Origin of the sequence: Burkholderia sp. WSM2230 (assembly GCF_000472445.1) — a bacterium.
GTDB lineage: Bacteria > Pseudomonadota > Gammaproteobacteria > Burkholderiales > Burkholderiaceae > Paraburkholderia.
The window spans coordinates 567,621-588,649 of sequence record NZ_AXAJ01000002.1 but is presented as its reverse complement, the minus strand read 5'-3'; the positions used below and the strand labels follow the sequence as shown (position 1 = coordinate 588,649).

Sequence of the window (21,029 nt, the reverse complement as noted above, 5' to 3'; positions counted from 1 at the left end):
CGCATGCGCGCCGCCCCGTCGTCATACCGTCATGCTTTCGGGCAGCCCGCGCGCTCGCGCGCGGCAGGCATGCCAGCAGCACGTGCTTAGTAGCGGTAGTGATTCGGCTTGAACGGACCGTTCTTTTCGACGCCGATGTAGCTCGCCTGCGCGTCCGACAGCTCGGTCAGCTGTGCGCCGATGCGCGCCAGATGCAGGCGCGCCACCTTCTCGTCCAGGTGCTTCGGCAGCACGTACACGCGGTTCTCGTACTTTCCGCCTTGCGTGAACAGTTCGATCTGCGCGAGCGTCTGATTCGTGAACGAGTTCGACATCACAAACGACGGGTGGCCCGTCGCGCAACCCAGGTTCACGAGGCGGCCTTCGGCCAGCAGGATCACGCGCTTGCCGTCGGGGAAAATGATGTGGTCGACTTGCGGCTTGATGTTTTCCCACTGATACTGGCGGGTCGACGCCACGTCAATTTCCGAATCGAAGTGACCGATGTTGCAGACAATCGCGTTGTGGCGCATCGCCTTCATGTGATCGTGGTTGATCACATGGTAGTTGCCGGTCGCCGTCACGAAAATGTCGGCCTTGTCAGCCGCGTATTCCATGGTCACCACGCGGTAGCCTTCCATTGCTGCTTGAAGTGCGCAGATCGGGTCGATTTCCGTGACCCACACCGTCGCGCCCAAGCCGCGCAGCGATTGCGCGCAGCCCTTGCCCACGTCGCCATAACCGGCCACGACCGCGATCTTGCCCGCGATCATCACGTCGGTCGCACGCTTGATGCCGTCGACGAGCGACTCGCGGCAGCCATACAGGTTGTCGAACTTCGACTTGGTGACCGAGTCGTTGACGTTGATCGCCGGGAACGGCAGGCGGCCTTCCTTCTCCATCTGGTACAGGCGATGGACGCCGGTCGTGGTTTCTTCGGTCACGCCCTTGATGTGCGCGAGGCGCGTGGAATACCACGTCGGATCGGCGTCCAGATGACGCTCGATCGACTTGTACAGCGCAACTTCTTCCTCGTTGGTCGGCTTGGCGATCACCGAGCGGTCTTTCTCCGCCTTCGAGCCGAGAATCAGCAGCAGCGTTGCGTCGCCGCCGTCGTCGAGAATCATGTTGGCGAACTCGCCGTTCGGCCATTCGAAGATGCGGTGCGAGAACTCCCAGTATTCGTCGAGCGACTCGCCCTTGAACGCGAACACCGGCGTGCCGGCCTTGGCAATGGCGGCGGCCGCATGGTCCTGCGTCGAGAAGATGTTGCACGACGCCCAGCGCACGTCCGCGCCCAGCGCGGTCAGCGTTTCGATCAGCACGCCGGTCTGGATCGTCATGTGCAGCGAACCGGCGATGCGCGCGCCCTTCAGCGGCTGCTGCGCCTTGTATTCGTCGCGCGTCTGCATGAGGCCGGGCATTTCCGTCTCTGCAATCGTGAGTTCCTTGCGACCCCAGTCGGCAAGCGACATGTCGGCAACGAGGTAGTCCTGGGAATTTTGGGAATCGATAACTGCGGCGTTCATCACGCCCTCCTTTCTAAGTAGTGACTAGAAATTTGACGTGAGCGCGGTTCGATGCGGTGGATGGGACTGCGCGACAGCGCATCCAGCCCTCCGATTGAAGCCTTCGAGCCTGGCGGGCGGCCGGCGAATATGCGGAATTCGCGGTACCCGTCGCAACGCTCCTCGAAGACGAACGGCGATTGTAGCAAATCGGGATGACGGTGGGGCGCGCGGATTCGGGTGTAACGGTGCCGGTTGCCGACTGTGTCTGGGCGTCTGACGTCAGCAGAGGCTGCGGGCGCCCGGCGAGTCCGCAGCCACTTTCATCCGGCGCTTACGTCACAGCGGCGCCGCGTGCCGCGTGCCGCCTGCCGCGTGCGCGGCAGTTTCTGCGTTGATGCACGCGCCGCGTACTTGCCCGATGCCCGCTCGCGCCCTTTCGAGAAAGCGCTGCGAAAAGCAGAACGCGTCAGCGACGTCGGCGGGATCGGGCGTGAGCCAGCCGAACGCGATCCGGAAATAGCGCTCGGCATGAATGCCCGCGTGGTAATGCATGCGCACGCGCTTCGCGTCCTGCAGACGCGGGTTGCCGAACACCTCGCGCAGTGCCCACGAAAACGCGCCGTCCTCGCCGCCGAGACGGCGAAAGGCGTCATCCATCGGAAAGCCGCCGAGCGCCGCAAACGCCGCCCGTCGCATGACAAGACTGCTCGGCACTGTATTGCTGAGCGTCGCCGCGTGCTGCGCAAAGTCGGGATGCGCGCAGATTTCAGCGGGAAAGCCAACATACTCGACGTCGAGCCGCACCGACACCTGCGCCGGGTTCTGCGCGAAGAATGCGTTGGCCGCGGCCAGTGCGCCGGGCAGATATTCGTCGTCGGCATCGAGAAAGGCGAGCAGGTCGTGCGACGCGTGCAGCGCGCCCCAGTTGCGCGCCCGCGCCGCGCCGCCGTTTTCAGGCATGTGCAGCAGCTGAACACGCGGGTCCGAGCGCGCGTAGTCGAGCACGAGGTCCGCGGAGGAGTCGGTCGAAGCGTCGTCCACCACGATAATCTGCGCGGCCTCCGGCTGCCGGCTGCAGCTTCGCAGCGCGCGAGCGAGCGTCGACGCGCCGTTGTAGCAGGGAATGACAATGCTGATACCGGAAGCGGACGTCATAAGAGGGAGCGGCGGGCGGCCATCGCGGAAAGCGGCGATGGTAGCGCGCGCGGCGCCCGGTTCATCCCGATAAAGCGCGGCACGTTGAGCCAGGTCCAGAAGGCGCCGCGCGCCCTCGCCGCCATAAAAAGCATGACTTACAATCGTCCGATTCATTCCAATTTGGAATCTGGAGCCGACCGTGGAACTGCGTGCGCTGCGCTATTTCGTCGAAGTCGTTCGTCAGCAGAGCTTCACTGTCGCCGCCGAGCAGATGTTCGTCACCCAACCCACCATCAGCAAGATGGTGAAGTCGCTCGAGGACGAGATCGGCTCGCCGCTGCTGCTGCGCGACGGACGGCAGATGGTGCTCACGGACGCCGGGCGCATCGTCTATCAGCGGGGCCAGGAGGTGCTGGCCGCGCACGCGCAGTTGCAGGCGGAGCTGAACGACCTCGGCACGCTGGGGCGCGGCGAACTCACCATCGGCATTCCGCCGATGGGCGGGTCGCTCTTCACGCCCGCCATCGCCACCTTCCGCCAGCGTTATCCAAAAATCGAGTTGAAGCTGTTCGAGCAAGGGTCGCGCGCCATCGAGACCGCGCTGATCAACGGTGAACTCGAGCTCGGCGGCGTGCTGCAGCCAGTCGACCCGGAGAATATCGAGGTGCTGCCGATCACGCGCCAGTTGCTGTGGCTCGTGGCACGCACCGGCTCACAGTGGGACGAGTTGCGCGAAGTGCCGCTTGCGGAGCTCGCGAACGAGCCCTTCGTGTTCTACGGCGAGAGCCTCGCGCTCAACGACGTGGTGCTAAGCGCGTGCCGCGCGGCTGGCTTTGCGCCGACTATCGTCGGGCGCAGTGGTCATTGGGACTTCATGGCGGCGCTCGTGCTCGCCGGCGTCGGCATTGCGCTGTTGCCCGCGCCGTATTGCCGGCGGCTCGATGCTGCGCAGTTCACCTGCCGGCCGGTCGTCACGCCGGAAATTCCCTGGGAGATGGCGATTGGCTGGCGCCGCGACGGCTATCTATCGCACGCTGCGCGCGCCTGGCTGGAAGTCGCTCGCGAAACTCTGCCCGGCCGCGCCGGCGACGATCTGATGCTCGGCCTGACCGGCATCGCCGCGCCGCTTCAGGTGGTGCGGCCGGAATAGCGTCTTCAGGTGGCGGCGGGCACGCGCTCACGCGGCGCTGGCGGCCGGCGCGGTCGCCGCCGCCACGCCTTGCAATTCCATCGCTTGCGGCTCCCTGCGGCTCGCCGCAATCAGCTCGGCCGCGCGTTCGCCAATCATCACCGTGGGCGAATTCGTGTTGCCGCCGATCAACGTCGGCATCACCGATGCATCGACGATCCGCAGCCCCGCAACACCTCGCACACGCAATTGCGGATCCACCACCGAACGCGCGTCGCCGCCCATCCGGCAGGTGGCGACCGGGTGATAGATCGTGTCCGCGTGCTCGGCGATGGTCCGGCGCAATTGCTCGCCGGTCTGTCCGGGCCGCGTGTAAAGCTCGCGGCCGCCGTGCACCGCGAGCGACGGCGCGTCGAGAATGCGCCGCGCCATCTGCACGCCTTCCACCAGCAGATCGAGATCGCGCGAATCGCTGAAAAAACGCGGATCGATCACCGGCGCCGTGCGCGCATCTGCGCTCGCGAGCGTCACGGTGCCGCGGCTGAAGGGCCGCAGCACACAGACATGCAGCGAGTAGCCGTGGCCCCAATGCATGTGCCGGTTATGGTCGTCGACGAGAGCCGCGCAGAAGTGCAGCTGAAGGTCGGGCCGCTCGACTGTCGGTTTGCTCTTCAGAAAGCCGCCGGCCTCCGCGACATTGCTCGACAGCATGCCGCGGCCATGGCGCATGAAAGCGACGAACTGCGGCACCATTCGCGCGATGCCGCGCACGGAGAAGCCGGTCGGCTCGATCGACGACACGCGCTTGTTGATCGTGAAATCGACGTGATCGATCAGGTTCTGGCCGACCTCCGGCGCGTCGTGCAATACCTCGATGCCATGCGCCTGCAGATGCGCGGCCGGTCCGACGCCGGAACACATCAGCAGTTGCGGCGAATTGAACGCGCCCGCCGCCAGCACGACTTCGGCGCGCGCCGTCAGCGTTTCGCGACGGCCGCCCCGCACCACTTCCACGCCGCTCGCGCGCTTGTCCCTGAAGACCACGCGCAACACGGTGGCGTCCGCGATAGTGTGCAGATTGGCGCGCTCGCGGTCGTAGATATACGCGCGCGCCGCGCTGCAACGCCGGCCATCGCGCTGCGTGACTTGATAGAAGCCAATGCCCTCCTGATCCGCGCCGTTGAAGTCGTCGTTCGGCTTGTAGCCCGCTTCCAGCGCGGCCTGCACGAAACGCTTCGAAAACGGATTGCGATAGCGCAGGTCCGACACGGTCAGCGGCCCACTGTCGCCGTGCCACGCGTTCGCGCCGCGCTCGTTGCCCTCGGCGCGGCGGAAATACGGCAGCACGTCCTGCCATGACCAGCCTTCGCAGCCGAGTTGCGCCCATTCGTCGTAATCGAGCGGATGGCCGCGCGTGTAGATCATCGCGTTGATCGCACTCGATCCGCCGAAGCCGCGCCCGCGCGGCTGGTAGCCTCGCCGGCCGGCCAGACCCGGTTGCGGTGTCGTCAGATAGCCATAGTTCGTCTTCAGCTTCTTCGGCACCACCGCCGCGACGCCCACCGGCATATTGACGAGCAGGTTGCGCTTCGTGTGCGGGCCCGCTTCGATCAGCGCGATCGTCGCGTCTGGACAGTTGTCCGCGAGACGGCTCGCGAGCGCGCAGCCGCCCGAGCCGGCACCTACGATGATGTAGTCGTATTCCATCGCTCCTCCTGATGGGCCGCGTTGTCCGCGCGCCCTGTCTCGTGCACACTTGTCTACGTGTGTTTCCCGGCATTGTAGGTAGGCTTCCCATGCCGCGGCAGCTTCGCGTCAGAGCGATTACTCTAAACGTAAGCGCCCCCGCGCCCCTATGATGAAAGACCCCGCAGGCGCCGCCGGACGGCCGCTCGCGGCATTCAAACAGCGGCTCGCGCGCGGTGCGCTTTCAACGCGCGGCAGACACGCGGCGATCAAACGGCGCAGCGCGAATTCATGCCGCGACCGCGCCTGCAATGCGAACGGAAGACGCACCGAAGACGCACCATGCCGCGCGATAAAGCGCGCCGACGAGCCTGCCGCGAACCTGCGGTAAACGGAGACAGCAGATGCAACGCCATAGCTTCGGCCAGACTCACGAGGTCACCAATCAGGTGCCGCCGCTAGCGGACTACAACCTTTTTTCCACCGACGCCGCGCTCTCGGACGCTGTCGAACGCGACGGCGCTGCATGGCATCGCGACGCCCTGCTGCGCCACGGCGCGGCGCTCACCACTCCGGACACGCTCGCGCTCGCCGAGCTAGCCAACCGTCACGCGCCCGAGCTGGTCACGCACAGCCCGCGCGGCGAAAGAATCGACGCGCTGGAGTTTCACCCCGCGTGGCATGAACTGCTTGCGCTGCTGCGTCGCGAGGGGCTTCACGCGCTGCCGTTCTCGGACCCGCGGCCCGGCGCAATGGCCGCCCGTTGCGCTGGCTATTTCCTGCACGCGCAGATCGAATCAGGCTCGCTGTGCCCGTTGACCATGACGTTCGCGAGCATTCCGGTTTTGCAGCGCGAACCTCAACTGTTCGACACGCTGCGCGACAAGCTGTATGCGCGCGAGCACGATCCACGCGACATACCGCTCGCGCAAAAGACTTCCGCGATGATCGGCATGGGCATGACCGAAAAACAGGGTGGCTCGGACGTGCGCAGCAACCAGACCCAGGCACGCGCGATCGCCGCCGGCGGTCGCGGCGGGGCTTATGAACTGGTCGGCCACAAATGGTTTTTCTCGGCGCCGCAATGCGACGCTCATCTGGTGCTGGCGCGCACGCATGATCACGTGGGCCTGTCGTGCTTCTTCGTGCCGCGCTTCACGCCGGACGGCAGCAAGAACGCCGTGCAGATCCAGCGCCTGAAAGACAAGCTCGGCAATCGCTCGAACGCCAGCAGCGAAGTCGAATTCCTCGACGCGTTCGGCATCATGATCGGCGACGAAGGACGCGGCGTGCCGACCATCATCGAAATGGCCAATTACACGCGGCTCGATTGCGTGATCGGCAGCGCGGCGCTGATGCGCGCGGCGCTCGTGCAGGCCGTCCATCATGCGCGCCACCGCAGCGCGTTTGGCCGCAATCTCGCCGATCAACCGTTGATGCGCAACGTGCTTGCGGACCTCGCGCTCGAATCGGAAGCGGCCACGGTGCTGTTCATGCGGCTCGCGCGGGCGTTCGAGCAATCCGCCGACGCCGCGCCGGCAACCTCCACCGCCACTTCGACGGCCGCGCTCACCGAGCGCGCGTGGCGGCGGATCGTGACGCCGGCCGCCAAATACTGGGTGTGCAAGCGAACGCTCGAATTCACCGGTGAAGCGATGGAAGTGTGGGGCGGCAACGGTTATGTCGAAACTGGCCCGATGGCGCGCTTCTATCGCGAGGCGCCCGTCAACTCCATCTGGGAAGGCTCGGGCAACGTGATGTGCCTCGACGTGCTGCGCGCGATGGAACGTGAACCGGAAGCGGCGCAGGCGCTTTTCGCCCAATGGCAGGCCGATGCCGCCGCGCATCCGGCGTTGAGCGCCGCGCTCGGCAAACTCGCCGCGACCTTGGCTGGGCCCGCAGAACACCGCGAGAGTTTGGGGCGGCGCATCGCGCAGCAAATCGTGCTCATCGCGCAGGCCACGCTGCTCGTCAAGCATGCGCCCGCCGCTGTCGCCGAGGCCTTCATCGCGACGCGTCTCGCGGACGGCTGTGGCGAAAGCGGCCGCGTGTACGGCACGCTACCCGCCACGTTCGATCATGCGGCGATCATCGATCGCGCTTTTCCAACTTGAAATTCAAACGCCGAAAACATCAATAAGCGCGCAATCCGAGCGCGCACTTTCATCAGGGCCTGGCTAAAAATGAAGAACGATTTGCCCGAAATCGCCGCGCTCGAAGCGCTGCTTCGTGAGCAGCGCCATGCATATTTGCGCGCGCCATATCCGTCGTGGGAAACACGCGCGGCGCATCTGAAAGCGCTGCGCAAAGTGCTGCTCGATAACCGCGACGCGCTCGCCAACGCGATGAGCGCCGACTTCGGCAATCGTGCGAAACAGGAGGTGCTGCTCGCTGAATTCCTGCTGGTGAAGGAGGAAATCGACGCCGCGCTGCGTCACGGCAAACGGTGGATGAGAGCGCAGCGCCGCAGCACCAACAAGTGGCTCTTGCCGGCCCGCGCGAAAGTAGTGCCGCAGCCGCTCGGCGTGGTCGGCATTATCGTGCCGTGGAATTATCCGGTCCTGCTGGCCGCCGGGCCGCTGGTCAGCGCGCTCACCGCGGGCAATCGCGCGATCGTCAAGATGTCCGAACTGACGCCGCGCACGTCCGCGTTGTTCGAGCAGTTGATCGGCGAGACCCTTGCACGCGATCACGTCGCTGTGGTGAATGGCGACGCCGGGCTCGCCGCCGCGTTCAGCGCGCAGCCCTTCGATCATTTGCTGTTCACCGGGTCGACCAAAGTCGGTCATGAAGTGATGCGCGCGGCGGCCGCGAACCTGACGCCGGTCACGCTGGAGCTCGGCGGCAAGTCGCCGGCGATCATCGGCACGCACGCGCGTTTTGACAATGCCGTGGATAACCTGATCGCCGGAAAAACGCTTAACGCCGGGCAGACCTGCGTCGCGCCGGACTACGTGCTGGTGCCGCGCGGCAAGGAGCAGGCTTTCATCGACCGGGCGCGCGTCCGAATGGCGAAGATGTATCCCGGCTTCGCGCACAACCCGGATTACACGTCGATCATTTCGCCGCGGCACTTCGAGCGGCTTGAGCGTCTCGCGGACGAAGCCGAGGCCGCGGGCGCGCAACTGCATCCTTTGACCGACTGTGCGCCCGACCCCGCGAGCCGCCGTTTTCCGCCCATCGTCGTGACGAATGCTCCGGCCGCATGCGAGCTGATGCAGGAGGAAATCTTCGGGCCTTTGCTACCCATCGTCCCGTATGACACGCTCGACGACGCCATCGCCTGGATCAACACGCGGCCGCGCCCGCTCGCGCTTTATCTGTATGCGGACGACGCCGCGACCATCGAGCGCGTCACGCATGAAACCATCGCGGGCGGCATGGCGATCAACGAAACGCTGATGCATCTGGCGTGCGAAAGCCTGCCGTTCGGCGGAGTGGGCGCGAGCGGCATGGGCGCCTATCACGGCTACGAAGGCTTCGTAACGTTCTCGAAGATGAAGCCAGTGTTGACCCAAGCGCGTCTGAACGCGCGCGGATGGATCGCGCCGCCGTACGGCAAGCGCGTCAACGCGTTGCTCAAGCTGATGATGCGGTTCTGACCGGTGAGCCTGGTTGCGGGAGGTGGGACCGGCTTGGCTGGTGTGGCTGGTGTGGCTGGTGTGGCGTACAGATCATCGCCCAATCAACGCCCGCCCGCGCCTCCATCCACGTCGACCGCGACGACATCCGTGACATCGTCGGCGCGGCTCTTCGCGCCGCCCGGCGCGGCGTGCGGCGGCTCGTGCTCCGCCCCGCTTTCCAGCCGATGCAGCCACGCCAGTAATTCCGCCACCGCCTGATACAGCTGCGGCGGAATGCGCGCGTCGAGGTCCACCTGCATCAGCAGCGAGACCATTTCGGGCGCTTCATGCACATACAGGCCGGCTTCCTTCGCGCGCTGCACGATCATCTCGGCGAGCATGCCGTAACCCTTGGCGATCACGCGCGGCGCCGGGTCGCCGCCGTGGGCGTCGTAGACGAGCGCAGCCGCGCTGCGGCGATGTTTGCGGCTCATCACATGTCCCAGTCGAAATCGTCGAGCGCCGCGCGGGCGTTCTTTGCCGACGCGGTGCCCGGGGTGGCCGCCGCAGCCGCCGCACTTGCCGCACTTGCGCCCGCCGAAGCCGAACGCGCATACGCCGACGCCGCTGCCTGAGCCGCAGCCGCGGCACCCGCTGCCGCCGCGCCCGTGGCGGGCGTGCCGCCGCCAATCTCGCGAATCGTCAAACCGTGCAACTGGATGCCCGCCGCCGCGAGCCGCTGACGAAAGCTCTCGCCCTGCATCGCCAGACGCGCCGCGCCGCCTGGACTCGCCTGCACGCGCGCGACGAGGCGCATGCCGGTCAAGGTCAATTCGGCGTCGACGGTGCCGAGCGTCGGAAGCGAGAGCGTGAGGCGCGTGCGCCACGGTTGATCTTCTTCGCTTGCCGTGCCGCCGCCGCTGCGGTCCCACTCGTCGCCTTCCTGCTCGATGGTCCAGTCGAATTTCGCGCCGGGCCAGGCTTCGCCGGTCCAGCGAAACTGACCGGTTGCCAGCAGATCGAGTTGCTGGCGCACGAGCGGCACCGTCGCGGGATGAACCGCGGCGGCTTGAGCTGTCTGCGCCGCGCTGCCGTCGGCGGCTACCGAGGCCGCGTTGTGCAAGCCCGCATGCGCCGGCTGACCGTTCAGATCCGACAGCGAACTCGCCAGCACTTCACCCGCGACGAAGCGCGCGGCGTGCGCGGTGTCGATCGATGGCATTGCGCGGCCGGCGCTGATGCCGGCATTCGCATCCGCTGCATTTCCGGCATTCGCTGCATTCGCGGCGTTCGGATTTCCCGCGCCCGCCGCGCCGGATGAACCGTTCGGCGCCGCGCCCATGCCAGGCCTCGCGGCGGCGGAAGCAGACGACGCGTCGCCAGCCGTGCCGCCCGCGTTCAGCGGCAATTGCGTGGCTGCGGCGACGAGCCTGTTCTGCGTCTCGCCGGCGAGTGTCTCCGGCGCCCGCTGGCCGCTCAGCCATTGCGCGAGATGCGCTTCGTAAAAGAGACCGCTGTCGCTGACCGTCTGCGAGAGCGCGGCCGCGAGCGCCGCCACGGGCACCTGCGCCGCCGCGACATTGGCGGTGGCCGCTGAGCCGGCGGTGTTCGAGGTCGTGTAGGAAGCAGCGGGCGCGTCGAAGAGCGGCAAGGCGCCAACTTCGACATCGAGCGCGGGAGCGGCGGGCCAGATCGGCGTCTGGCCGACAATCGCCGGAGTCGCTTCGCCGCCCGAACGCACGATCGCGTTGAGCGTGAGCGCGACGGCGGACAAGGCCGTCTGCGCGGAAGGCTGCGGCGGCGCCGGCGGGGCGACCGGAGCGCCCATGTTCGGCGCCTCCTCGACGTCCGCCGCGCCAGTCTGCGTGGTGGCGGCGCTGCCAGGACCAATGTTCAGCAGGCTGTCGATGCGGGTCGCAAGCAGCGATGCGAGGGCCGTGTCGATTCCGTTCATGCCGATTCCTTGGTCACATTGGCGGCAGCGCGCTCAGATTCATTCAGTTGGACGCCTTGGGACTGCCTCGTGGCGTCCTCAGCGCGCGCCGTACAGCTCCTGCAGCACTCGCGACGGCCGCCCACCGAACAACGCCGACAGCTTGGCGAGGCTCGGGTTGGCCAGATCGCGGATCGCGGCGTCATCGGCGAGGATCTGCCGGATCAGCGCGTACTTGCGCAGGCGCTCCGTCTCGTCGAGCTTGACGCCCGTCTCCGCCTCTTTCAGCGCATCCACGAGTTGCCGGTATTCTTCCTGCAGGTGAACCAGGTCGTTCCACAGGGCGCGTCGGGCTGCGGTCAGCATGCGGCACGACAGCGCTGCGATAGCCTCGTAGCGGGCAAAATATTCTGCGTTCGATGTCATCTCATGCTTTCCGCGGTCGGCTGAGCCGCCATCCGCGCGATCTCCGGGGCAATCCCGATCCATGCTTCCTCGAGCGTCGCCAGCAGACCGTCGACCTCGACCAGCATTGCCTCGCTCGCCTTTATATTGGCTTCCAGCAGCCGCCGCGACATATAGCTATATAGCGCGTTCAGCCGCTGCGCAATCTCGCCGCCAACCTCGAGGTTGAGCGACTGTTGCAGCCCGCTTTCGACGATCTGAATCGCCTTGCCGATCGCCTCTCCACGACCGGACACATTGCCCTGCTGCACGTGCATGCGCGCCTGCGCGATGGCCTGCCGGGCCCCCTGATACAACATCACGATCAGACGATGCGGACTCGCGCCCATCACCCCTGTCTCGACGCCCACGCGTGCGTACGCATTGGCTCCAGAGTGTCCTGGGGAAAACATCGGCGCTCCTCCTCAATTGCAACTACGGTTGGTCGTGGCAGCCCATCGGGGTACGTCGCCGCAACCCGGATTCATGCCTGTATCTGGTTATCGGATACGCAGCGAAAAAGCTTTAGGCCGGTGTAAGGAGGATTAAGGGGTCAGGCTGCGCCCCGCGCCAACGCGGCGCGCACGCGCGTGCAGTTGCGGCCAGGGCGGGCGGAACAGCCTTGCCGCCGCGGCCGCAGTCGGGTTCACACCTGCATCTGCATGATGTCGTTGTAGGCGGTCACCAGCTTGTTGCGCACCTGCAGGCCGAACTGGAAGCCGACGTTGGCCTTCTGCATGTCGACCATCACGTCGTTCAGCGACACGTTCGACGCGCCAAGCTCAAACGCCTGCGATTCGCCGATCGCCTTGGTCTGATCGCCGCTGATCTTGTCCAGCGAGGCCTTGAGCGCCGACGCAAAGCCGCCGGCCGTGGCCGCGCCGGACTCTCCCGCGGCCGAAGCGCCGCTCGCCGCGGTGCTGCCGCCGGCCGCCTGGGCCGCCATCGAATGCAACTGTTGCAGCGCCGACGAAATCGCGTTTACGGGCAAAGTCATGTTCTCTCCAGTAATGACGAGCGGCACGACCAAACCGTACCGATCTGGACGAAAGCATAGCAGCGGGCTTTAGGGGAAAGCCCCGAAACTAGGGGGGAAACCCGGCTCTATTCAAGCAATCGGGCGGGGCTGCCGTGCGGATAATTTCAGTCGTGAAAGTATCTGTCCATACTCCCGCCGGCCGTCGGCGCGGTAGCGCGGCAGAACGCAAAGGCATCCCGGAGAAACCCGACGCATGGATTCGTCAGCCAACTCTTTGATCAACCCCGACGCCCGCATGGGCCTCGCCGGCGCGCAGCCCGGCGCGGCCGCGGCGGGCGCCGGCCAGCCCGGCGGCAACGCGGACCTGGGTGGCCTCGGTGGCGGCCTCGGCGGCAATTTTGGCCAGCGCCTGTCGGGCCTCGCGCAGATGCGCGGCAACCCGCGCGCCCCGCTGATCTTCGCGGTCGCGCTGCTCGTCGCGGTGGTCGCGGGTCTGTTCCTGTGGTCGCGCGCGCCGGACTACAAGGTGCTCTACAGCAACCTGTCGGACCGCGACGGCGGCGCCATCATCACGGCGCTACAGCAGGCGAACATTCCCTACAAGTTCTCCGATGCCGGCGGCGCGATCCTCGTGCCGGCCGAGCAGGTGCATGAGATGCGGCTGCGCCTCGCATCGCAGGGCCTGCCGAAGAGCGGCTCGGTCGGCTTCGAATTGATGGACAACCAGAAGTTCGGCATCAGCCAGTTCGCCGAGCAGATCAACTATCAGCGCGCGCTGGAAGGCGAGCTGGAACGCACGATCGAATCGATTTCGTCGGTGAAGTCGGCGCGCGTGCATCTGGCAATTCCGAAGCCGTCCGTATTCGTGCGCGACAAGGAAGCGCCGTCCGCTTCGGTGCTCGTCAACCTGTACCCGGGCCGCGCGCTTGACGAAGGCCAGGTGCTGGCGATTACCCACATGGTGTCCTCCGCGGTGCCGGAAATGCCGGTCAAGGGCGTAACCATTCTCGACCAGGACGGCAATCTGCTCACGCAGCCGTCAGTGGGCGGCGGACTCGACGCATCGCAACTGAAGTATCGCCAGCAGATCGAGCGCAACACGCAGCAGCGCATCGACGCGATCCTCGCGCCGCTCTTCGGCGCCGGCAACGCGCATTCGCAGGTGAGCGCCGACATCGACTTCTCGCGCAGCGAACAGACTTCGGAAAACTACGGCCCGAACGGCAACCCGCAGCAGGCGGCAATCCGCAGCCAGCAATCGAGCACGGCGACCGAAATGTCGCAAGGCGGTGCCTCAGGTGTGCCGGGCGCGTTGTCGAACCAGCCGCCGCAGCCGGCCTCCGCGCCGATCAATGCGCCAAATGGCGCGAGCAGCAGCGTCACGACTACGCCGGTCAGCGACCGCAAGGACATGACGACCAACTACGAGCTCGACAAGACCGTGCGTCACCTCGAGCAGCCGATGGGCGGCATCAAGCGCCTGTCGGTGGCGGTGGTGGTCAACTATCTGCGTGTGGTCGACGGCAAGGGTCACGCCACGATGCAGCCGGTCAGCGCCGACAAGCTCGCGCAGGTCAACCAGCTCGTGAAGGACGCGATGGGCTTCGACGCGCAGCGCGGCGACTCGGTCAACGTGGTCAACAGCCCGTTCACCGCCGAACTGGACCCGAACGCGGACCTGCCGTGGTGGCGCACGCCTGACATGCTCGCGCTGTACAAGCAGATCGCGACGTATCTCGGCATCGGCGCGGTGGCCCTGTTCCTCTACTTCGTGATGGTGAAGCCGGCGCTGCGCCGCGCCTTCCCGCCGCCGGAGCCGGTCGCCGCAGCGGCGCTGCCGTCGCCGGACGAGCCGATCCTGCTCGACGGCATTCCGGCTGCGGAGCGGGCCGCCAACGGCACCGTCGAGATCGACACCAGCGACGCCGAACTGCTCGCGCTGGAAAACGCGAAACACAAATATGAGCGGAATCTCGAGTTCGCGCGCAACATCGCGCGCCAGGATCCGAAGATCGTTGCAACTGTCGTCAAGAATTGGGTGACCGATGAGCGCTGAAGGCGTAATGAAGAGCGCGCTTCTGCTGATGTCGATCGGCGAGGAAGAAGCTGCGCAGGTGTTCAAGTTCCTTGGACCGCGCGAAGTCCAGAAGATCGGCGTCGCGATGGCCGCCATGAAGGCCGTGACGCGCGAGGAAATCGACGCGGTCCTGCACGAATTCGTGCGCGAGGCGGAAAAGCACACCGGCATGTCGCTGGACTCGAACGAGTACATCCGTTCGGTGCTGACCAAGGCGCTCGGCGACGACAAGGCCGGCGCGATCATTGACCGGATTCTGCAAGGCAGCGATACGAGCGGTATCGAGGGCCTCAAGTGGATGGACTCGCCGGCGGTCGCCGAACTGATCAAGAACGAGCATCCGCAGATCATCGCGACGATTCTCGTTCACCTTGACCGCGATCAGGCGTCGGAAATCGTCGCCTGCTTCACGGACCGCCTGCGTAACGACGTGCTGTTGCGGATCGCCACGCTTGACGGTATCCAGCCGGCCGCGCTGCGCGAACTCGACGACGTGCTCACGCACCTGCTGTCGGGCAGCGACAACCTGAAGCGCAGCCCGATGGGCGGCATCCGCACGGCGGCGGAAATTCTCAACTTCATGTCGAGCAATCACGAGGAAGGCGTCATCGAGAACGTCCGCCAGTACGACGCGGAGCTCGCGCAGAAGATCGTCGACCAGATGTTCGTGTTCGAGAACCTGCTCGACCTGGAAGACCGCGCGATCCAGTTGCTGCTGAAGGAAGTGGAGTCGGAAGCGCTGATCATCTCGCTGAAGGGCGCGGCGCCCGCGCTGCGTCAGAAGTTCCTGTCGAACATGTCGCAGCGCGCGGCCGAACTGCTCGCCGAAGACCTCGACGCGCGCGGCCCCGTGCGCGTCTCCGAAGTGGAGACGCAGCAGCGCCGCATCCTGCAGATCGTGCGCAATCTGGCGGAAAGCGGTCAGATCGTGATTGGCGGCAAGGCGGAAGATGCATATGTCTAATCGCAACTCCACGGCGAAGGAAAGCCTCTCGGCCTACCAGCGCTGGGAGATGGCCTCGTTCGATCCGGTGCCGCCGGCGCCGGCGAACTCCGAGGCCGACGAAGCGGCGCTCGAAGCCGAACTCGAACGGCTGCGCGAAGCCGCGCACGCGCAGGGCATCGCGTCGGGCCATGTGGCCGGTCAGGCACTCGGCTATCAGGCGGGCTATGAGCAGGGTCACGCGCAAGGCTTCGAACAGGGAAGAAGCGAAGCGCGCGAGGAAGCTGCAAGACTCGCGGCACTCGCCGAAACCTTCAAGGCGGCGCTCGACGGCGCGCAAGGCGCCATTTCGGAGACGCTCGTCTCGCTCGCGCTCGACATTGCGCAACAGGTGGTGCGCCAGCATGTGCAGCACGACCCGACCGCGCTGATCGCCGCCGCGCGCGAAGTGCTCGCCGCCGAGCCCGCGCTCACGGGCGCGCCCGCGCTGATCGTGAGTCCGGCCGATTTGCCGGTGGTCGAAGCCTATCTAATGGAAGAACTGCAAACGCGCGGCTGGACCGTGCGCACCGATCCGGCGGTTGAGCGCGGCGGCTGCCGCGCACAGGCCGGCAGCGGCGAAGTGGATGCGGGCATCGAGACACGCTGGGAACGCGTCGCCGCGGCGCTCGGCAAAGTGAGCACATGGTGAAGCCGACGCTCGAGGAAATCCGCGCAAGCGACCTGACGCCGCTCGAACGCGAGCTGGCGCTGGCATCGTTCGGACCGGAGGCGCTGGCGGACACGCCGTTTGCGGACGCGGTTTCGGCCGTTGGCGTTTCAGCCGCCTCGGCAACAGACATGGCGGACGCGGCGGACATGACAGATGTCGCGGCTGCGAGCCACACGCATCCACTGACTGGCGCAGCCGCGAGCCGCGAGTCGGCGCCATCTGCCCACGCGGCCGCGGGTATAGCGGGCGTCGCGCGCGCCGCTTCCAAAGCAGCGGCTGCCGCGCCTTACGATCCCGCGCTCGACAGCAATCCGCACGTGCAAGCCTGGCGCGGCCGGCTCGATGCCCTGCGCGCGCGCAACGCGATCGCCAAGCCGATGCGCGCCTGCGGACGCCTCACGCGCGCCGCCGGTCTCGTGCTCGAAGCGGTGGGGCTGCGTCTTTCGGTGGGCGCCGAAGTCATGATCGAGCTGCCGCCCGGCAGTTCGCTGCCGATGGCCGAAGCCGAAGTGGTCGGCTTCTCCGGCGACAAACTGTTTCTGATGCCGACTACCGAAGTGATCGGCCTCTTGCCCGGCGCGCGCGTCTTTCCGCTGGAAAGCGCGCCGATCGCCGACCCGATGGCGGGCGCCAAGCGCCTGCCGGTCGGCTGGGAACTGCTCGGCCGCGTGCTCGACGCGTCCGGCCGGCCGCTCGACGGCCTCGGCCCGCTCGGTGCGCATGCTGATGCGCCGCTCTCCGCGCCGGTCATCAACCCGTTAAACCGGGAGCCGATCCACAAGGTGCTGGACGTCGGCGTGCGCGCGATCAATGCGCTGCTGACGGTGGGACGTGGGCAGCGCATGGGCCTCTTCGCCGGTTCGGGTGTCGGTAAATCGGTGCTGCTCGGCACGATGGCGCGCTACACCAGCGCCGAAGTGATCGTGATCGGCCTGATCGGCGAACGCGGCCGCGAAGTAAAGGAATTCATCGAACAGATTCTCGGTGAGGAAGGCCTCGCGCGTTCGGTAGTGATCGCTGCTCCTGCGGACGTTTCGCCGCTTTTGCGGATGCAGGCGGCCGCCTACTCCACGTCGCTTGCCGAATATTTCCGCGACCAGGGCAAGCACGTGCTGCTGCTCATGGATTCGCTGACGCGTTACGCGATGGCTCAGCGCGAGATCGCGCTCGCCGTGGGTGAACCGCCCGCGACGAAGGGCTATCCGCCTTCGGTGTTCGCCAAGCTGCCGGCGCTCGTCGAACGTACCGGCAATGGCCCGGCGGGCGGCGGCTCGATCACCGCGTTCTACACGGTGCTGACCGAAGGCGACGACCAGCAGGATCCGATCGCCGACTCCGCACGCGCGATTCTCGACGGCCATATCGTGCTGTCGCGCTCGCTCGCGGAAGCCGGCCACTATCCGGCGATCGACATCGAAGCGTCGATTAGCCGGGCAATGACCGCGCTGATCGACGACAATCATCTGGACAAAACGCGTATGTTCAAGCAGATGCTGTCGCGCTATCAGCGCAACCGCGATCTGATCAACGTGGGCGCTTATTCAAGCGGACGCGACGCGCTGCTCGATCGCGCCATCGCGCTATATCCGCGGATGGAAGCCTTCTTGCAGCAAGGCTTTCGCGAATGCGCGAACTTTGAACCGAGTATAGAGATGCTGGACGCGCTGTTTGCCCAAGGAGGCTGACGATGGCGAAACACTTTCCGATCAAGACGCTGATTGGTCTCGCGCAGGACGACGTCGACGCCGCCGCGCAACGTCTTGGCCGTGCGCAGCGCGAGCGCAACGAAGTCGAGGCGCAGTTGAACGCCCTCGTGCAGTACCGCGACGAATACCACGCGCGTTTCACGGCGACCGCCCAAGCGGGCATGCCCGCCGGCAACATGCGCAATTTCCAGGCGTTCATCGACACGCTCGACGCCGCCATCGAACAGCAGCGCAAGCTGCTCGCCGCGGCGACTGCGCGGCTCGAGGCGGCCAAGCCTGACTGGCAGCGTCAGAAGCAGAAGCTCGGCTCTTACGAGGTGCTGCAGGCGCGCGGCGAAGCCGCCGAGGCAAAAACCGTGGCGCGGCGCGATCAGCGCGACGCCGACGAACATGCAGCAAGAATTCTGAGGATGCGCGCGGAAGGTGCCTGACGCCGCGCCGCCCCGACCCACTGACTCGACACCGTACCCTTTGACGGATTGACAGGACACTTATGTCGTTTCTCTCACAGATCGGCTCGCTGCTCGGCGCGAGCGGCAGCAGCTCCACCAGCAGCTCCAGCAATTCCAGCAATGCGGCGGCGCTTGCCGCTGCCAATGCGAAGCCGTTTTCGCGGACGCTGCAACAAAGCATCGACCTGCAAAATGCTGCGGCGGCGAGTGCGGCGGCGAGTAACGCTGTGAGCACGACGCCCGACGTGAACGCCGGTGCAAGCCGGCCGTCCGCGGATGTATCGCAGGGCTCCAGCGTGCACGACGCGCCCCCGCCGGACGATTCCACGACGCAGAGCGCCGACGACGCGAAAAGCCACAGCGACGACGACACCACGACAGAGACGGCGTCATCCGCTGCGCCGGCGGACAAGCCGCAGCAGGCATCGACGGACAAGGCCGGGGCCACGCCCCCGAAGCCCGCCAATGCCGCGAGCGCCAACGACGCCGGCAGCGCGGCGGCAGCAGCGGCCGCGCAAGCCCAGGCACAGGCGCAAGCTCAAGCCGACGCGGGCACGGCCGCCGATCCGGCCGGCGTGAATCTCGCCGCAGCGGCGAATGCGGACCCGACGGCAACCGGCGCGGCTACCGATGCCACGCCCCCCGGCGTGCCGGGCAAGAAAGCGCCGGCCGATCCCAAGTCGCTGCAGGACTCGTTGCAGGCGGCGCTCGCTGCGCTGGCGAACGGCCAGGCGGTGGTGCCGTCGCAGGCATTGGCGAGCGGCGCGGCAGCCGCCGCGGCGGCGAACGGTCTGGCGAGCGCGAATGCGGCGCTGAACGACACGACCGGCAAGACGCTTGAAGGCGCATTGACCGGCGGCGGCAAGGGCTCGGCAGCGACGCGCGGCGCATTGACAACGGCGGCGACGACGGTTGCCGATCCTGGCGCGGCGGCTTCGGCGGCTGCGGCGGGCGCGTTGACATCAGCGGATACGGCGGGTGCGCCGACGCCCGACCTGGCGTCGTTCAAGAATGCAGCAGATGCCGCGACGGCGGCGCTGGCCGCGAGCCAGGCGGCGGCGAGCGCGGCGAGCACGACCGCTGCGGTGCAAACCACGGGCAACGCGAGCGCGGCGGAAGCGGCGAATGCATTGGGACCGCAGGTCGGTACGACCGACTGGGAGGAGGCGTTGAGCCAGAAGGTGGTGTTCCTGTCGAATGCGCATTCGCAGAGCGCCGAGTTGACGTTGAATCCAAAGGATCTCGGGCCGCTGCAGGTGGTCTTGCAGGTGGCCGACAACCATGCACACGCGTTGTTCGTGTCACAGCATCAACAGGTGCGTGAGGCCGTCGAGGCGGCTTTGCCGAAATTGCGCGAGGCGATGGAAGCCAACGGTATTGGGCTGGGCAGCACGAGCGTCAGCGACGGGTTTGGGCGCCAGGGCGGGCAGCAGCAGAATGCCGATTCGGGGTCAGCAAGGTCTGGTGGCCGCTCCGCGGCCGGCGGGGATGGGTTTGGTGGGGGCGGTGCCGGCGTGGTTGTTGGTTCTGAGGGTGCCGCTGCGCGGCGGACTGTGGGGCTGGTGGATACGTTTGCGTGATCTTTTTGCCTTTTTTGCCTTTTTGCCTGCGGCGCGTTTTTACCTCCTTGGCCTTTCCTTGAATTCACGGTGATCTATTGGCGTTGCCCCTATGCGGGGCGGCACTTACTTTCTTTGTCCCCTAGGCGACTTCCTTCGGGGCGCCGCCGCAAAGAAAGTAAGCAAAGAAAGCCGGCTCACCGCCAGCTCATAAGTGGGTCCCCTGGCCTGGAAGGGGCAGTGGTGCATCTGGAATCCGTGCCCTCGCACATTCCGCCCCGGTGACAAGGCAGTCATTCTTCCGGCGGCGCTACGCGCGCCGCAGCGGTCGTTCGCAACCATCGCATGCTGCGCGCCTCTGTCTTTTCGTCCCTCCGTCGCGGGCTTACGGTTTTTCTTCGCCTACTTTCTTTGCGGCGGCGCCCCGAAGGGAGTCCCCTGGGGGACAAAGCAAGTAGGTGCCGCCCCGCACAGGGCAACGCCAATAGACCGCCGTGAACTCAAGGAAAGGCCAAAGGGGTTAAAGCCCAAAGCCCACCGTAAATTCAAGGAAAGGCCAAGGTAGTTAAAAACCCATCCGGCAAAGAACAAAAACAAGAGATAGCCCGCATTAACCCTTCTGTTCGACCCATCGCGCCGCAGGCAAATCAACAACAATCACTATCACCAGCACTAACGGCAAGTACAGCAAACTTCATGGCTACCACTCCCGCAAATCAGCAAGCCGCGCCCGCATCGCCGGGCCCCTTGAAGCGCATCATCCTGATCGCCCTCATCGCTATCGTCGCCGCCGGCGCGACCGGCGCAGGGGTGTGGTTCTTCATGTCCAAACGCGCTCCGGCCGCCGCCTCGGCGGCCGCGCCGGCCCCGGCTCCCGCGCCCACGTTTTTCCCGCTCGAATCGATGACGGTCAACCTGCAATCGGACGACGGCCAGCAGCACTTCCTGCGCATCGGCCTCACGCTGAAGCTCACCGATCCAAAGACGCAGCAGGAACTCACCGATCACATGCCGGAAATCCGCAGCCGCATCCTGCTCGCGCTGTCGAACCATCATCCCGATGAACTGGCGCCGCTCGAAGGCAAGCACGCGCTCGCCACCGAACTGCGCACGCTGATCGAGCAGCCGACCGACAAGGGCGCCGCGCCGATCCACGTCCAGGACGTGCTGTTCACCGAATTCGTCGTGCAGTGACGCGGTTGCGCACTGCCCTCATCCA

Annotated in this window: 18 protein-coding genes and 1 riboswitch; of the genes, 10 read left to right on the top strand and 8 right to left on the bottom strand. The window is 66.2% G+C overall.

The annotated features are described in order from the left end of the window. Positions 1-86: 86 nt before the first annotated feature. Together ahcY and A3AC_RS0108175 are read right to left on the bottom strand one after the other, a co-directional pair. Positions 87-1,508: an adenosylhomocysteinase gene (gene ahcY / locus A3AC_RS0108180; protein WP_025598289.1), complete on the bottom strand. Its 1,422-nt coding sequence runs from the start codon at positions 1,506-1,508 to the stop codon at positions 87-89. A gap of 32 nt (positions 1,509-1,540) precedes the next feature. Beyond that, positions 1,541-1,678: riboswitch (S-adenosyl-L-homocysteine riboswitch) on the bottom strand. A 148-nt stretch (positions 1,679-1,826) separates the two neighbouring features. Beyond that, positions 1,827-2,645 (bottom strand): glycosyltransferase family 2 protein, encoded by an 819-nt coding sequence (locus A3AC_RS0108175; RefSeq protein ID WP_025598288.1) that lies wholly within the window; start codon positions 2,643-2,645, stop codon positions 1,827-1,829. Between the two features lie 181 nt (positions 2,646-2,826). On the opposite strand from A3AC_RS0108175, the gene A3AC_RS0108170 reads away from it, so the two are divergent. Continuing rightward, entirely contained in the window at positions 2,827-3,777 is a 951-nt protein-coding gene (locus A3AC_RS0108170; protein ID WP_025598287.1) for a LysR family transcriptional regulator, read from the top strand. 27 nt (positions 3,778-3,804) lie between these two features. Here the strand turns inward: A3AC_RS0108170 and A3AC_RS0108165 are convergent, their stop codons facing one another. Next, positions 3,805-5,463 carry a GMC family oxidoreductase gene (locus A3AC_RS0108165; protein WP_025598285.1) on the bottom strand — a complete coding sequence of 553 codons (1,659 nt, stop codon included), beginning with the start codon at positions 5,461-5,463 and terminating at the stop codon, positions 3,805-3,807. Between the two features lie 383 nt (positions 5,464-5,846). On the opposite strand from A3AC_RS0108165, the gene A3AC_RS0108155 reads away from it, so the two are divergent. After that, positions 5,847-7,556, top strand: coding sequence for an isovaleryl-CoA dehydrogenase (locus A3AC_RS0108155; protein ID WP_025598283.1), 1,710 nt, complete (start codon positions 5,847-5,849; stop codon positions 7,554-7,556). Between the two features lie 69 nt (positions 7,557-7,625). Further along, entirely contained in the window at positions 7,626-9,044 is a 1,419-nt protein-coding gene (locus A3AC_RS0108150; RefSeq protein WP_025598282.1) for a coniferyl aldehyde dehydrogenase, read from the top strand. Positions 9,045-9,127: 83 nt separating this feature from the next. On the opposite strand, the gene A3AC_RS0108145 is transcribed toward A3AC_RS0108150, so the two are convergent. From A3AC_RS0108145 to fliE, 5 genes are all read right to left on the bottom strand, one after another. Continuing rightward, positions 9,128-9,499: an EscU/YscU/HrcU family type III secretion system export apparatus switch protein gene (locus A3AC_RS0108145; RefSeq protein WP_025598281.1), complete on the bottom strand. Its 372-nt coding sequence runs from the start codon at positions 9,497-9,499 to the stop codon at positions 9,128-9,130. Continuing rightward, positions 9,499-10,959: a flagellar hook-length control protein FliK gene (fliK, locus tag A3AC_RS0108140; RefSeq protein ID WP_025598280.1), complete on the bottom strand. Its 1,461-nt coding sequence runs from the start codon at positions 10,957-10,959 to the stop codon at positions 9,499-9,501. The genes A3AC_RS0108145 and fliK overlap by 1 nt, the downstream gene beginning before the upstream one ends. Positions 10,960-11,037: 78 nt before the next feature. Continuing rightward, entirely contained in the window at positions 11,038-11,364 is a 327-nt protein-coding gene (locus A3AC_RS0108135) for a flagellar protein FliT (protein ID WP_025598279.1), read from the bottom strand. Next, positions 11,361-11,795, bottom strand: a complete 435-nt coding sequence (fliS, locus tag A3AC_RS0108130; RefSeq protein ID WP_025598278.1) for a flagellar export chaperone FliS — start codon at positions 11,793-11,795, stop codon at positions 11,361-11,363. The genes A3AC_RS0108135 and fliS overlap by 4 nt, the downstream gene beginning before the upstream one ends. A gap of 233 nt (positions 11,796-12,028) precedes the next feature. Continuing rightward, entirely contained in the window at positions 12,029-12,379 is a 351-nt protein-coding gene (gene fliE, locus A3AC_RS0108125; protein WP_025598277.1) for a flagellar hook-basal body complex protein FliE, read from the bottom strand. Between the two features lie 235 nt (positions 12,380-12,614). Here fliE and fliF point away from each other — a divergent pair, with 235 nt between their 5' ends. The 7 genes from fliF (at position 12,615) to fliL (ending at position 21,004) form a co-directional block, all read left to right on the top strand. Further along, a complete protein-coding gene (gene fliF / locus A3AC_RS0108120) occupies positions 12,615-14,417 on the top strand; it encodes a flagellar basal-body MS-ring/collar protein FliF (RefSeq protein WP_025598276.1) in 1,803 nt (600 codons plus the stop codon). Next, a complete protein-coding gene (gene fliG / locus A3AC_RS0108115; protein WP_025598274.1) occupies positions 14,407-15,402 on the top strand; it encodes a flagellar motor switch protein FliG in 996 nt (331 codons plus the stop codon). The genes fliF and fliG overlap by 11 nt, the downstream gene beginning before the upstream one ends. Continuing rightward, positions 15,389-16,072, top strand: a complete 684-nt coding sequence (gene fliH, locus A3AC_RS0108110; RefSeq protein ID WP_025598273.1) for a flagellar assembly protein FliH — start codon at positions 15,389-15,391, stop codon at positions 16,070-16,072. Before fliG ends, fliH begins: the two co-directional genes overlap by 14 nt. Next, entirely contained in the window at positions 16,066-17,778 is a 1,713-nt protein-coding gene (gene fliI / locus A3AC_RS0108105; RefSeq protein ID WP_025598272.1) for a flagellar protein export ATPase FliI, read from the top strand. Before fliH ends, fliI begins: the two co-directional genes overlap by 7 nt. 2 nt (positions 17,779-17,780) lie before the next feature. After that, positions 17,781-18,230, top strand: coding sequence for a flagellar export protein FliJ (gene fliJ / locus A3AC_RS0108100; RefSeq protein ID WP_025598271.1), 450 nt, complete (start codon positions 17,781-17,783; stop codon positions 18,228-18,230). A 62-nt stretch (positions 18,231-18,292) separates the two neighbouring features. Next, the gene (locus tag A3AC_RS0108095; RefSeq protein ID WP_025598270.1) at positions 18,293-19,831 is read left to right on the top strand and encodes a flagellar hook-length control protein FliK; all 1,539 of its coding nucleotides are present in this window, start codon (positions 18,293-18,295) and stop codon (positions 19,829-19,831) included. A gap of 675 nt (positions 19,832-20,506) precedes the next feature. After that, positions 20,507-21,004, top strand: a complete 498-nt coding sequence (gene fliL, locus A3AC_RS0108090; protein WP_025598268.1) for a flagellar basal body-associated protein FliL — start codon at positions 20,507-20,509, stop codon at positions 21,002-21,004. Positions 21,005-21,029: the final 25 nt, after the last annotated feature.